Genomic DNA, 12,198 nt, shown 5'->3' with positions numbered 1-12,198 from the left:
CGCCGGCCTGGTGGCGGTCCGGGCCGGCGCATGCCGCCGACCCGGCCCGCTCAGACCCGGGCCGCCGTCGCGTCCGGGCGGCGGGACAGCGCGGCCGCCGCTGCGCCGACCAGACCCGCGTCGGTGCCCATCCGCGCCGGGGTGACGGTCAGCCGCTGCACGAAGGAGAGGGTCGCGTAGTCGGTGAGCGCCTTGCGCAGGGGCGCGAGGAGGATGTCGCCCGCCTTGCCGACGCCTCCGCCGATCACGGCGATGTCGATCTCCACCAGCGTGGCGGTGGCCGCGATCCCGGCGGCCAGGGCCTGCGCGGCCCGCTCGAAGGAGGCCACGGCCACCGGATCGCCCGCCCGGGCGGCGGCGGCCACCGCCGCCGCGGAGGTGTCCCGGCCGGGGCCCGGCCGCCAGCCACGCTCCAGGGCCCGGCGGGCGATGTTGGGGCCGCTGGCGATGCGCTCGACGCAGCCGCGGGCGCCGCACGGGCACGGATCGCCGTCGAGGTCGACGCTGATGTGCCCGATGTGCCCCGCGTTGCCGGTCGGACCGGAATGCAGCCGCCCGCCCAGCACCAGGCCGCCGCCGACGCCCGTCGAGACCACCATGCACAGCGCGTTGTCGTGGCCGCGGGCGGCCCCCTGCCAGTGTTCCGCCGCGGTGATGGCCACCCCGTCGCCGATCAGCTCCACCGGCAGCCCCCCGGTGGCCGCACGGACCCGCTCGACCAGCGGGAAGTCACGCCAGCCCGGCACGTTCACGGGGCTCACGGTGCCCGCCGAGGCGTCCACCGGCCCCGCGCTGCCGATGCCGACCGAGCCGGCCCGCCCCCACAGCGGGGAGCCGGCCAGATCGCCGAGCACGCCCTCGACGGCGCGCATGACCGCTTCTCCGTCCTGCTGGGCGGGGGTCGCGCGCTGGGCACGGGCCTGGATCCGTCCGTGGCCGTCCACCAGCGCGCCGGCGATCTTGGTGCCGCCGATGTCGAGGGCCGCCACGAGGTCGGTGTACATCAGAGTCAGATCTCCCCGTTGATGCTCGAATAACCAAACAGACGCAGGCCGGTCAAGCGGTGGGGGCGCGGGCCGGGGACAGCGGTGAACAGTCTCTCCGCTTCTGACAACGTTGTCCAGGCTCTATGCTCGACGCCACATCCTCATACCCGCCATCGAACACCGCAGCCGCCCTTCCCAAGGGATTTCCACGAACACAGGACAGGACACCGCATCGTGCCCGAGACCACCCGCCGCGCAGACCGCCTCACCGGGAACCGTTACGGCAACCGCCCGACGATGAAGGACGTGGCGGCCCGGGCCGGAGTGGGCCTGAAGACGGTGTCCCGGGTGGTCAACGGCGAGCCCGGCGTCACCCCGGACACCGAGCGCCGGGTGCAGGAGGCCATCGAAGCCCTCGGCTTCCGCCGCAACGACAGCGCGCGGGTGCTGCGCAAGGGGCGGACCGCCAGCATCGGCCTGATCCTCGAGGATCTCGCGGACCCCTTCTACGGCCCGCTTAGCCGCGCGGTCGAGGAGGTGGCACGCGCCCACGGCGCCCTGCTGATCAACGGCTCCAGCGCGGAGGACCCGGACCGTGAGCAGGAGCTGGCGCTGGCGCTGTGCGCACGGCGGGTGGACGGCCTGGTGATCATCCCGGCCGGTGACGACCACCGCTATCTGGAGCCGGAGCTGCGCGCGGGCGTGGCCACCGTGTTCGTCGACCGGCCCGCCGGGAAGATCGACGCCGACGTCGTCCTGTCCGACAACCACGGGGGCGCCCGTGACGGCGTGGCCCACCTGATCGCGCACGGCCACCGCCGGATCGGCTTCATCGGCGACATGCCCCGCATCCACACCGCTGCGGAGCGGCTGCGCGGCTACCGGACGGCCATGGAGGACGCCGGGATACCCGTCGAGGACGCCTGGATGTCCCTCGGCGCGACGAACCCGGAGCGGGTGCGCCGGGCGGCCGAGGAGATGCTCTCCGGCCCCTCCCCCGTCACCGCGATCCTCACCGGCAACAACCGGGTGACGGTCACCGTGATCCGGGTCCTCGCCGAGCGGCCCCGTCCGGTCGCCCTCGTCGGCTTCGACGACATCGAGCTGGCGGACCTGCTCCAGCCGGGCGTCACGGTCGTCGCCCAGGACGCGGCCGCGCTCGGCCGGACCGCCGCCGAGCGCCTCTTCCGCCAACTGGACGGAACCTTCGCCGCGCCGGAGCGCATCGAGCTGCCGACCCGGCTGATCACCCGCGGCTCGGGCGAGGTGCCGCCCGCCGGCTGAGCCGCCCGCGCGGCCCGGCCGGAGAGGGGCGCCGTCACATGGCGGAGGCCGTCAGGTCGCCGCGGCGCGGGGCGGCGAAGCCTTCCAGGTCGGCCCGGGTCAGGCCGCTCAGCCGGGCCACCTCGGCGATGTCGAGGGCCCCGCAGTCCAGGCCGCGCAGCAGGTAGCCGCTGAGCGCCTTGGCGGTGGCCGGCTCGTCCATGACGTCGCCGCCGGCGCGGTTGACGTAGCGGGCGAGGCGGCCCGCGGCCTGCTCGAAGCCCTCGCGGTAGAACGCGAAGACGGCGGCGTAGCGGGTCGGGATGTGGCCGGGGTGCATGTCCCAGCCCTGGTAGTAGGCGCGCGCCAGGGCGCGGCGGGTGAGGCGGTAGTGCAGGCGCCAGGCGTCGTGGACCCGCTCGGCCGGGCCGACCGGGAGGACGTTGGTGGAGCCGTCCGAGACGCGCACACCGGTGCCCGCGGCCGCCACCTGCATCACCGCCTTGGCGTGGTCGGCGGCGGGGTGGTCGCTCGCCTGGTGGGCGGCGGAGACACCGAGGCAGGCGCTGTAGTCGAAGGTGCCGTAGTGCAGTCCGGTGGCGCGGCCCCCGGCGGCCTGGATCATCCGGGCGACGGTGGCGGTGCCGTCGGCGGCGAGGATGGACTGGCTGGTCTCGATCTGGATCTCGAAGCCGAGCCGGCCGGCCGCCAGTCCGTGGGTCTCCTCGAAGGCCTCCAGCAGCCGTGCGAACGCCCCGACCTGCTCGGCGTACGTCACCTTCGGCAGGGTCAGCACGAGTCCGTCGGGAAGTCCGCCCGCCTCCATCAGCCCGGTGAGGAAGACGTCGAGGGTGCGGATGCCCCGGTCGCGCACCGCGGCCTCCATGCACTTCATGCGGATGCCCATGTACGGGGCGGCCGTGCCGTCGCGGTGGGCCTCGGCGATCAGACGGGCCGCGCGCGCCGCGGCCTCGTCCTCCTCGGCGTCGGGGCGGGGCCCGTAGCCGTCCTCGAAGTCGACGCGCAGGTCCTCCACCGGCTCGCGCTCCAGCTTGGCGCGGACGCGGGAGTGGACCGGCTCGGCGAGGTCGTCGGACAGGCCCAGCACCGCGGCGAAGGAGGCTGCGTCGGGGGCGTGCTCGTCGAGCGCCGCCAGGGCCCGGTCGCCCCACGAGCGGATGGTGCCGGCGTCGAAGACGTCGCCGGGGACGTACACCGTGTGGACGGGCTGCCGGGTGCCGGGGTCGCCCGGGTAGCGGCGCGCCAGCTCCGCGTCGACCGGTGCGAGACAGGCGCTGATCTCCTCGCTGACGGCACCCGCGAGGCTCGTGGCCACCTTCTCCTGCTGACCCATCCCACACCCTCCGATTTTCCGCTCTGCGGAATCAACAATCCGTTGAACGAAGTTATCCGGGGTGCTTCCCGTCGGTCAACACCCCCGCGCGGCAGGGCGGCACCGGTCCGGCTGTCTCCAGCATGCGCCGAGGCCCCCGTGACCGGCGCGGTCACGGGGGCCTCGTGGAGCGAGGGGAACTCAGCCCTTGCGGGTCTTGACCTCGTCGGTGAGCTGCGGGACGACATCGAAGAGGTCGCCGACCACGCCGTAGTCGACCAGGTCGAAGATCGGGGCCTCGGCGTCCTTGTTGACGGCCACGATCGTCTTCGAGGTCTGCATGCCGGCCCGGTGCTGGATCGCGCCGGAGATGCCGTTGGCGATGTAGAGCTGCGGCGAGACCGACTTGCCGGTCTGGCCGACCTGGTTGGTGTGCGGGTACCAGCCCGCGTCCACCGCGGCGCGCGAGGCGCCGACGGCCGCGCCGAGGGAGTCGGCGAGCGCCTCGATGATCGAGAAGTTCTCGGCGCCGTTGACGCCACGGCCACCGGAGACCACGATCGCGGCCTCGGTCAGCTCCGGGCGGCCCGTGGACTCACGCGGCGTGCGGCCGGTGACCTTGGTGCCGGTGGCCTTCTCGGAGAAGGACACGCTCAGGGCCTCGACGGCACCGGCGGCCGGGGCGGCCTCCACGGCGGCCGAGTTCGGCTTGACCGTGATGACCGGGGTGCCCTTGCTGACCCGGGACTTGGTGGTGAAGGACGCGGCGAACACCGACTGGGTGGCCACCGGGCCCTCGTCGCCGGCCTCGAGGTCGACGGCGTCGGTGATGATGCCGGAGCCGATGCGCAGCGCCAGACGGGCGGCGATCTCCTTGCCCTCGGCGGAGGACGGGAACAGCACGGCGGCCGGGGAGACGGCCTCGTGGGCGGCCTGCAGGGCGTCCACCTTCGGCACGACCAGGTAGTCGGCGTACTCGGACGCGTCGTGGGTGAGGACCTTCACCGCGCCGTGCTCGGCGAGCGTGGCGGCGGTGTCGGCGGCGCCGTTGCCCAGCGCGACGGCTACGGGCTCGCCGACGCGGCGGGCCAGGGTCAGCAGCTCGAGGGTGGGCTTGCGGACGGCACCGTCCACGTGGTCGACGTAGACGAGGACTTCAGCCATGGGATTGCTCTCCTGCGTAACGAAGTTGAGGGGCGGTCAGCGGGTGCGAGCCCTTAGATGAACTTCTGGCTCGCGAGGAACTCAGCGAGCTGCTTGCCGCCCTCGCCCTCGTCCTTGACGATGGTGCCGGCCGTGCGGGCCGGACGCTCGGCGACGGCCTCGACCTTGGTCCAGGCGCCCTCGAGCCCGATCTCCTCGGCCTCGATGTCCAGGTCGGACAGGTCCCAGGACTCCACCGGCTTCTTCTTGGCCGCCATGATGCCCTTGAAGGACGGGTAGCGCGCCTCGCCCGACTGGTCGGTGACGGACACGACGGCCGGCAGGGAGGCCTCGAGCTGCTCGCTGGCGGCGTCGCCGTCGCGGCGGCCCTTGACCGTGCCGTCCTCGACCGAGACCTCGGAGAGCAGGGTGACCTGCGGGACGCCGAGACGCTCGGCGACCAGCGCCGGCACGACACCCATGGTGCCGTCGGTGGAGGCCATGCCGGAGATCACCAGGTCGTAACCGGCCTTCTCGATGGCCTTGGCCAGCACCAGCGAGGTGCCGATGGCGTCGGTGCCGTGCAGGTCGTCGTCCTCGACGTGGACGGCCTTGTCGGCACCCATCGAAAGGGCCTTGCGGAGCGCGTCCTTGGCGTCCTCGGGGCCGACGGTCAGCACGGTGACCTCGGCGTCGTCCGCGTCCTCCGCGATCTGCAGCGCCTGCTCGACCGCGTACTCGTCCAGCTCGGAGAGCAGACCGTCCACGTCGTCGCGGTCGACGGTCAGGTCATCGGCGAAGTGCCGGTCGCCAGTGGCGTCGGGCACGTACTTCACAGTGACAACGATCCTCAAGCTCACGCCGGCTCTCCTACTGCATCGTCATTTCCGGGCTGCCTCTTGGAGGCAGCATAGGCGCCTCAAGCGGCCGATCCCGGTCGGGGCGTCCGCGCGCTCCGACCGAAATATTACTCGTCAGTACACCCAGTTCCTGCCCGCTAAGCAAGCGCTTTGAACTGTGACCTTCGCAACGCAGCGTAACCGGAATTCGGCATCGGCGCAGGACAGCGGCGGCGCGCTCAGTCCCGCAGTCCGTTGAAGCGGCCCTGGTGGTAGAGGAGGGGGCGGCCGGCGCCGGTGGAGTCACCGAGGACCACCTCGGCCAGCACGATCCGGTGGTCACCCGCCGGGACCCGGCCGACCACCCGGCAGACCAGCCAGGCCAGCACGTCGTCCAGCACGGGTACGCCCTGCGGGCCCTCGCGCCAGGCCGTGGGCGCGCCGAACCGGTCGGCTCCGCTGCGGGCGAAGGTGGCCGCCAGGTCGCTCTGGTGCTCACCGAGTATGTGGATGCCGACGTGCTCGGACGTCGCCACGGCGGGCCAGCTGGAGGCACCGGTGCCGATGCCGAAGGAGACGAGCGGCGGCTCGGCGGAGACGGAGGTGAGGGAGGTGGCGGTGAATCCGACCGGTCCCGCCTCACCGCGCGCGGTGATCACCGCCACGCCGGCGGCGTGCCGGCGGAAGGTGGAGCGCAGCAGGTCGGGAGAGGCGAGCCGATGGGCGCCGAGTTCGGGGGTGGCCGTCACGTGGTTGTCCTTCTGCGAGGGGTTCGGGCGGGGCCAGGGGCGGTCAACAGCCCGGACAGCGCGCGCTCGCGGCGGGGGCCGGGTCGACGCGGACCCGCCCGGACGGAAGGAGTTCGGTCGGCACAGGGTCAGGCTGACGACAGGTGGCACGCGCAGTCAAGTTCGCTCCGCGTTACGGAGGAGGCTCACCGGGCCCCTGGAGGCCTCACACCGCCTCCCCGAGCGCCGCGATCACATCGGCCCGGCGCGGCTGCCCGGCGGCGCGCCGCACCACCCTGCCCTCGGCGTCCAGCACCAGGACGGTGGGTGTCCTGAGGATGCCCAGGGCGCGCACGAGTTCCAGACGGGCCTCGGCGTCGATCTCGACGTGGGTGACCCCCGGCACCATCTCCGCGACCTCGCCGAGGACGCGCCGGGTGGCCCGGCAGGGGGCGCAGAAGGCGCTGGAGAACTGCACCAACGTGGCCCGTGCGCCCAGTTCGCCGCCCAGTTCCGCCGCACCGAGCCGTCCGCCGTCGTCCCACCCGCGCACCCGCGTCCTCCCGCTCCGCCGCCCGTGCGGCACTCCGTGGACGCTCGCCGCGGCGAGCACCGCCGCGAGCCATCGGTCCGGTCGCCATCATCCCAAGCGTTCAGGGGGCGGCGGAGATTCCCGCCCTCCCCCGGCAGCGACGCTCGTGCACGGACATCGGCGGGCGGGGCCGCGCCTCGGTGCGGCCGTGACGCCCCCGGCCCCCGGCCGGCCCGGCCGGGAGCTCGGCGCGGGCGGCGTGGCGCGACGCCCGCGGCCGCCTTCCTCGGGCACCGCGTCCGGCCACCGCACGGGACGTGGGATGCGGCTGGTGCCGAGGAGGGTGACGGTACGCCCGGAGTGACGAGGATCTCGCCGTGTCCGGGCACCAGGACTGGCTACCCGTCCGTTCTTCGGGCACGATCTGCGAGACGCCGTAAACCTACGGCTGCGTAACTTTCCCGCCGGGATCCCCTTTCCCGAGCAGAGCAGAAAGGGTCCACCCCGCCCATGGCAGAGCTGGTCTACCGTCCCGTCATCGGTTTCGCCAAGACGCTGTTCAAGGCCTGGGACCTGAAGATCGACTGCCAGGGGTCGGAGAACATCCCGCGCTCGGGCGGCGCGGTACTGGTGAGCAATCACATCAGCTACCTGGACTTCATCTTCAACGGCCTGGCCGCCCTGCCGCAGAAGCGCCTGGTGCGCTTCATGGCGAAGGAGTCCGTGTTCAAGCACAAGGTGTCCGGTCCGCTGATGCGCGGGATGAAGCACATCCCGGTGGACCGCCGGCAGGGTGAGGCGGCCTTTGAGCACGCCCTGGACTCACTGCGCTCGGGAGAGGTCATCGGGGTGTTCCCGGAGGCGACCATCTCGCAGTCCTTCACGCTGAAGAGCTTCAAGTCGGGCGCCGCCCGCCTGGCCCAGGAGGCGGGCGTCCCGCTCGTCCCGATGGCGGTGTGGGGCACGCAGCGGCTGTGGACCAAGGGGCAGCCGCGCAACTTCCGGCGCAGCCACACCCCGATCACCATCCGGGTCGGCGAGGCGGTCGAGGCCCCGCGCGACCAGTACGCGGGGGCCATCACCCGCCGTCTGCGCGAGCGTGTGCAGGATCTGCTGGAGGCCGCCCAGCGCGCCTACCCCGCGCGCCCGAAGGGGTCGGAGGACTCCTGGTGGATGCCGGCCCACCTGGGGGGTTCGGCGCCGACGGTGGAGCAGCTGCGCGCGGCCGAGGCGCACTGACGCGACACGGGGGGGGGGACGTCAGCGGGGCTCAGGGAAGTCCGCGAAGCGCCGCGCCGTCCGCCGGACCGCCGGGCAGCGTCCGCCACAGGTGCGCCCGGTCCCGGGCGGCCCGCAGCGCGCCGACGACGGCCGGATGCGGTGCGGCGTACAGGACCGGGTGGTCCACCTCCTGGGACGCCGGATCCGGGATCCAGGCCAGTCGCTCGCCGTCCAGGGAGAACCGGGCGTCCACACCGGGCCTGTTGCCGCGCGGGTCCTGCCGGTGCCAGGCGCCGTCGAGGCGCACGGCCACCAGACCGTGCAGGACGTGGCCGCCCCCGTCGTCGCGGGTCAGCCGCTGGTAGCACAGTGCCGTCGGGATGCCCTCGGCGCGCAGCAGGGCCGCCAGGGCGTGCGCCTTGGCGTGGCAGATGCCCGTGCGCAGCGTCAGCACGTCGGAGGCACGCCACGTGACGCGCGGGTCGTCCGTGTCGGCGGAGTGCGGGATGGCGTCGCGCACGAACTCGTAGGCGGCCCGCGCATAGGCATACGAGTCGGCGACGTCCTCGGCGAGCCGGGCGGCCGTCGTCCGCACGACCCGATGCCCGTGGTCGATGACCTCGTCAGCGGCCAGATAGGCGGAGAGGTCGGCGGTGTCCTGGATCAGCTCCATACCCGCGGAGCATAGGCGTGCGACCATCCGAGGCTCAATGAAATTTCGAATGGCCGCATACCTATGCAGAGGGAGGCTAGCGTGCCATCTCCTCCTTGAGCGCGGCCACGAAGAGGTCGACGTCCTCCTCCTTGGTGTCGAAGGAGCACATCCAGCGCACGACGCCGGCGGCCTCGTCCCAGAAGTAGAAGCGGAACCGCTTCTGCAGCCGCACGCTCGCCTCGTGCGGCAGCCGGGCGAAGACGCCGTTGGCCTGCACCGGGTAGAGGATCTCCACGCCGTGGACCGCCCGGACGCCCTCGGCGAGCCGCTGGGCCATCTCGTTGGCGTGGCGGGCGTTGCGCAGCCACAGGTCCTTGGCGAGCAGCGCCTCGAGCTGCACCGACACGAAGCGCATCTTGGAGGCGAGCTGCATGCTCATCTTCCGGATGTGCTTCATGTGCGAGACCGCGTCCTGGTTGATGACCACGACCGCCTCGCCGAACAGGGCGCCGTTCTTCGTGCCGCCGAGCGAGAGGACGTCCACGCCGACCGCGTTGGTGAACGTCCGCATCGGCACGTCGAGGGACGCGGCGGCGTTGGCTATCCGGGAACCGTCCAGGTGCACCTTCATGCCGCGCGCGTGGGCGTGCTCGCAGATCGCGCGGATCTCGCCGGGCGTGTAGAGCGTGCCCAGCTCCGTGCTCTGGGTGATCGACACGACCTGCGGCATCGCCCGGTGCTCGTCCTCCCAGCCGAAGGCCTGCCGGTCGATCAGCTCGGGCGTGAGCTTGCCGTCCGGCGTGGGCACGGTGAGGAGCTTCAGACCGCCCATGCGCTCGGGCGCGCCGCCCTCGTCGACGTTGATGTGCGCGCTCTCGGCGCAGATCACCGCGCCCCAGCGGTCGGTGAGCGCCTGCAGCGCCACGACGTTCGCCCCGGTGCCGTTGAAGACCGGGAACGCCTCCGCCGTGGGGCCGAAGTGGCCTCGGACGATCCGCTGGAGGTTCTCGGTGTAGTCGTCCCCTCCGTACGCCACCTGGTGGCCGCCGTTGGCCAGGGTGACGGCGGCCAGCACCTCCGGGTGGACCCCCGCGTAGTTGTCACTGGCGAAACCGCGGACCTCGGGGTCGTGGTGACGACGCGCGTCGGTCCTGGGAGGGTTCACGGCTTCTCGGTCAGCCACAGACGGTTTCCGTTCACTTCGGCGGCGGTCTTGCTCCAGACGCCCTCGACGGCCTCGGCCAGGTCCTTGACGTCCGTGAAGCCCGCGAACTTCGCGTTGGGGCGTTCGGCGCGCATCGCGTCGTGCACCAGCGCCTTCACCACCAGGATGGCAGCAGCCGAGCGCGGCCCCGCCTCGCCCCCCGCCTTGCGGAAGCCGTCCGCCATCGCGAGCGTCCAGGCCTCAGCCGCGGCCTTGGCGGCGGAGTACGCCGCGTTCCCGGCGGTGGGCTTCGACGCGCCGGCGGCGCTGATCAGCAGGTAGCGGCCGCGGTCGCTGCGCTGCAGGACGTCGTAGAACGCCAGGGAGGTGTTCTGTACGGTGCGGACCAGCAGCTTCTCCAGCAGGTCCCAGTCGGCGAGGTCGGTCTCGGCGAAGGTGGCGCTGCCGCGCCAGCCGCCGACGAGGTGGACCAGACCGTCGATGCGGCCGAACTCCTTCTCCGTACGGTCGGCCCAGGCCCGGGTGGAGGCCAGGTCGAGCAGGTCGACCGTCTCACCCGTGACCGTGGCGCCGCCGCCCGCGTAGCGGGCCGCGTCCACGGCCTCCGCGAGGCGCTCGGGGCTGTTGTCGGCGCCGACGACGATCGCGCCCGCCTCGGCGAGCCGGACCAGCGCGGCGCGCCCGGCGGGTCCGCCCGCGCCGGCCACCGCGATCACCGCACCACTGAGAGAGCCGTTCCCCACCATGTTCTTCCCCTCTTGAGCCGTGTCGTTCGGGCGGTCGCTCACGCGGCGGCCCGCTCGGCGCCGTCCGCGGTGATGCCCTTGGTGGAGGCGATCACGTTCTTCAGCTTCTTGGACAGGGCCTCGTAGAACATGCTCAGCGGAAACTCGTCCGGAAGCACGTCGTCGACGAGCTTGCGCGGCGGCTGGGTCAGGTCGAGGGCGTCCGGGCCCTTGGCCCACTTGGAGCCGGGATGCGGCGCCAGGTAGGTGGCGACCAGCTCGTAGCCGGCGAACCAGTGCACCAGCTTGGGGCGGTCGATGCCGTCCTTGTACAGCTTCTCGATCTCGGCGCACAGCCGGTTGGTGACCTGCGGGGCACGCTCCCAGTCTATGGAGAGCTTGTTGTCGGTCCAGCGGACGACGTCGTGCTTGTGCAGGTAGGCGAAGAGGAGCTGGCCGCCGAGGCCGTCGTAGTTGCGGTTGCGGTCGCCGGTGACCGGGAAGCGGAACATCCGGTCGAAGAGCACCGCGTACTGCACGTCGCGGGCCTGCGGGACGCCGTCCGCCTCGAGCTTCACGGCCTCCTTGAAGGCGGTGAGGTCGCAGCGCAGTTCCTCCAGGCCGTACATCCAGAAGGGCTGGCGCTGCTTGATCATGAACGGGTCGAACGGCAGGTCGCCGTGGCTGTGGGTGCGGTCGTGGACCATGTCCCAGAGCACGAAGGCCTCTTCGCAGCGCTTCTGGTCGTGGACCATCGCGGCGATGTCCTCGGGCAGCTTCAGGCCGAGGATGTCCACCGCGGCGTCGGTGACCCGGCGGAAGCGGGCGGCCTCGCGGTCACAGAAGATCCCGCCCCAGGAGAATCGTTCCGGCGCCTCGCGCACGGCGATCGTCTCGGGGAAGAGGACGGCCGAGTTGGTGTCGTAGCCGGCCGTGAAGTCCTCGAACTTGATGCCGCAGAAGAGCGGGTTGTCGTAGCGGGTGCGCTCCAGTTCGGCCAGCCAGTCCGGCCAGACCATGCGCAGCACGACCGCCTCGAGGTTGCGGTCGGGGTTGCCGTTCTGCGTGTACATCGGGAAGACGACCAGGTGCTGCAGGCCGTCCGCCCGGCCCGCCGCGGGCTGGAACGCCAGCAGGGAGTCCAGGAAGTCCGGCACCCCGAAGCCCCCCTCCGCCCAGCGGCGCAGGTCCCCGACGAGCGCCTCGTGGTAGGCCGCGTCGTGCGGGAGCAGCGGGGCGAGCCGCTCGACCGACTCGACGACACGGCGTACGGCGGCCTCGGCGTCGACCCGCCCGGGGGCACCCTCGGCCTCGAAGTCGATCGACCCGTCCTTGGACTGCCATGGCCGGATCTGCTCCACGGCATCCTTGAGCACCGGCCAGGCCGGGTGCTCAACCACCCTGGTCAGCGAAGGAACCTGCTCCTCCGTAGCCGCCTGCACAAGAATTTCCGTCATGTCCCATCCTCCACGGGAGAACCTCGCGTACGCACACCGTACGCATACCCCGTTTCTCCCAGCAAGAGGCAGCTCGGGAAATTATTCTGCACAACCCCATGGTCACCGCTGTTTTTCCTGCCTGAAACCGTGACGACGGTCACTTTGGTTG

12 protein-coding genes are annotated in these 12,198 nt (G+C 72.2%); 2 read left to right on the top strand and 10 right to left on the bottom strand.

Features of this window, described 5'->3' with window-relative positions:
* Positions 1–50: 50 nt before the first annotated feature.
* Positions 51–1,004 carry an ROK family protein gene (locus MXD57_RS23420; protein ID WP_250403732.1) on the bottom strand — a complete coding sequence of 318 codons (954 nt, stop codon included), beginning with the start codon at positions 1,002–1,004 and terminating at the stop codon, positions 51–53.
* A 216-nt stretch (positions 1,005–1,220) separates the two neighbouring features.
* Between MXD57_RS23420 and MXD57_RS23415 the strand changes: the two genes are divergently transcribed.
* Positions 1,221–2,270 carry a LacI family DNA-binding transcriptional regulator gene (locus MXD57_RS23415; RefSeq protein WP_250403731.1) on the top strand — a complete coding sequence of 350 codons (1,050 nt, stop codon included), beginning with the start codon at positions 1,221–1,223 and terminating at the stop codon, positions 2,268–2,270.
* A 34-nt stretch (positions 2,271–2,304) separates the two neighbouring features.
* On the opposite strand, the gene MXD57_RS23410 is transcribed toward MXD57_RS23415, so the two are convergent.
* From MXD57_RS23410 to MXD57_RS23390, 5 genes are all read right to left on the bottom strand, one after another.
* Positions 2,305–3,603, bottom strand: a complete 1,299-nt coding sequence (locus MXD57_RS23410; RefSeq protein ID WP_250403730.1) for a DUF6986 family protein — start codon at positions 3,601–3,603, stop codon at positions 2,305–2,307.
* A 180-nt stretch (positions 3,604–3,783) separates the two neighbouring features.
* On the bottom strand, positions 3,784–4,746 hold the full coding sequence (locus tag MXD57_RS23405) for an electron transfer flavoprotein subunit alpha/FixB family protein (protein ID WP_250403729.1): 963 nt from the start codon (positions 4,744–4,746) through the stop codon (positions 3,784–3,786).
* A 53-nt stretch (positions 4,747–4,799) separates the two neighbouring features.
* Positions 4,800–5,585, bottom strand: coding sequence for an electron transfer flavoprotein subunit beta/FixA family protein (locus MXD57_RS23400; RefSeq protein WP_250403728.1), 786 nt, complete (start codon positions 5,583–5,585; stop codon positions 4,800–4,802).
* A gap of 218 nt (positions 5,586–5,803) precedes the next feature.
* The gene (locus tag MXD57_RS23395; RefSeq protein WP_250403727.1) at positions 5,804–6,313 is read right to left on the bottom strand and encodes a flavin reductase family protein; all 510 of its coding nucleotides are present in this window, start codon (positions 6,311–6,313) and stop codon (positions 5,804–5,806) included.
* 205 nt (positions 6,314–6,518) lie between these two features.
* On the bottom strand, positions 6,519–6,905 hold the full coding sequence (locus MXD57_RS23390) for a TlpA family protein disulfide reductase (RefSeq protein WP_250403726.1): 387 nt from the start codon (positions 6,903–6,905) through the stop codon (positions 6,519–6,521).
* A gap of 429 nt (positions 6,906–7,334) precedes the next feature.
* Between MXD57_RS23390 and MXD57_RS23385 the strand changes: the two genes are divergently transcribed.
* Complete coding sequence (locus MXD57_RS23385; RefSeq protein WP_250403725.1) at positions 7,335–8,063, top strand: lysophospholipid acyltransferase family protein; 729 nt, start codon at positions 7,335–7,337, stop codon at positions 8,061–8,063.
* A gap of 31 nt (positions 8,064–8,094) precedes the next feature.
* Here MXD57_RS23385 and MXD57_RS23380 read toward each other — a convergent pair whose 3' ends face one another.
* The 4 genes from MXD57_RS23380 to MXD57_RS23365 form a co-directional block, all read right to left on the bottom strand.
* The gene (locus tag MXD57_RS23380) at positions 8,095–8,718 is read right to left on the bottom strand and encodes a transglutaminase domain-containing protein (protein WP_250403724.1); all 624 of its coding nucleotides are present in this window, start codon (positions 8,716–8,718) and stop codon (positions 8,095–8,097) included.
* 76 nt (positions 8,719–8,794) lie between these two features.
* On the bottom strand, positions 8,795–9,865 hold the full coding sequence (locus tag MXD57_RS23375) for a threonine aldolase family protein (protein WP_250403723.1): 1,071 nt from the start codon (positions 9,863–9,865) through the stop codon (positions 8,795–8,797).
* On the bottom strand, positions 9,862–10,611 hold the full coding sequence (locus MXD57_RS23370) for an SDR family oxidoreductase (protein WP_250403722.1): 750 nt from the start codon (positions 10,609–10,611) through the stop codon (positions 9,862–9,864). The genes MXD57_RS23375 and MXD57_RS23370 overlap by 4 nt, the downstream gene beginning before the upstream one ends.
* Positions 10,612–10,649: 38 nt before the next feature.
* A complete protein-coding gene (locus tag MXD57_RS23365; protein ID WP_250403721.1) occupies positions 10,650–12,047 on the bottom strand; it encodes a DUF6421 family protein in 1,398 nt (465 codons plus the stop codon).
* Between the last annotated feature and the right edge of the window lie 151 nt (positions 12,048–12,198).

The sequence above is a fragment of the Streptomyces cellostaticus genome (assembly GCF_023630175.1).
Lineage (GTDB): Bacteria > Actinomycetota > Actinomycetes > Streptomycetales > Streptomycetaceae > Streptomyces > Streptomyces cellostaticus_A.
This window is presented reverse-complemented; position numbering and strand designations above follow the sequence as displayed.

Bases quoted from the DNA above. Each gene is read 5' to 3' on its own strand.
- MXD57_RS23410 (WP_250403730.1), bottom strand. From the start codon at position 3,603: ATGGGTCAGCAGGAGAAGGTGGCCACGAGCCTCGCGGGTGCCGTCAGC.
- MXD57_RS23420 (WP_250403732.1), bottom strand. From the start codon at position 1,004: ATGTACACCGACCTCGTGGCGGCCCTCGACATCGGCGGCACCAAGATC.
- MXD57_RS23370 (WP_250403722.1), bottom strand. From the start codon at position 10,611: ATGGTGGGGAACGGCTCTCTCAGTGGTGCGGTGATCGCGGTGGCCGGC.
- MXD57_RS23365 (WP_250403721.1), bottom strand. From the start codon at position 12,047: ATGACGGAAATTCTTGTGCAGGCGGCTACGGAGGAGCAGGTTCCTTCG.
- MXD57_RS23405 (WP_250403729.1), bottom strand. From the start codon at position 4,746: ATGGCTGAAGTCCTCGTCTACGTCGACCACGTGGACGGTGCCGTCCGC.
- MXD57_RS23385 (WP_250403725.1), top strand. From the start codon at position 7,335: ATGGCAGAGCTGGTCTACCGTCCCGTCATCGGTTTCGCCAAGACGCTG.
- MXD57_RS23380 (WP_250403724.1), bottom strand. From the start codon at position 8,718: ATGGAGCTGATCCAGGACACCGCCGACCTCTCCGCCTATCTGGCCGCT.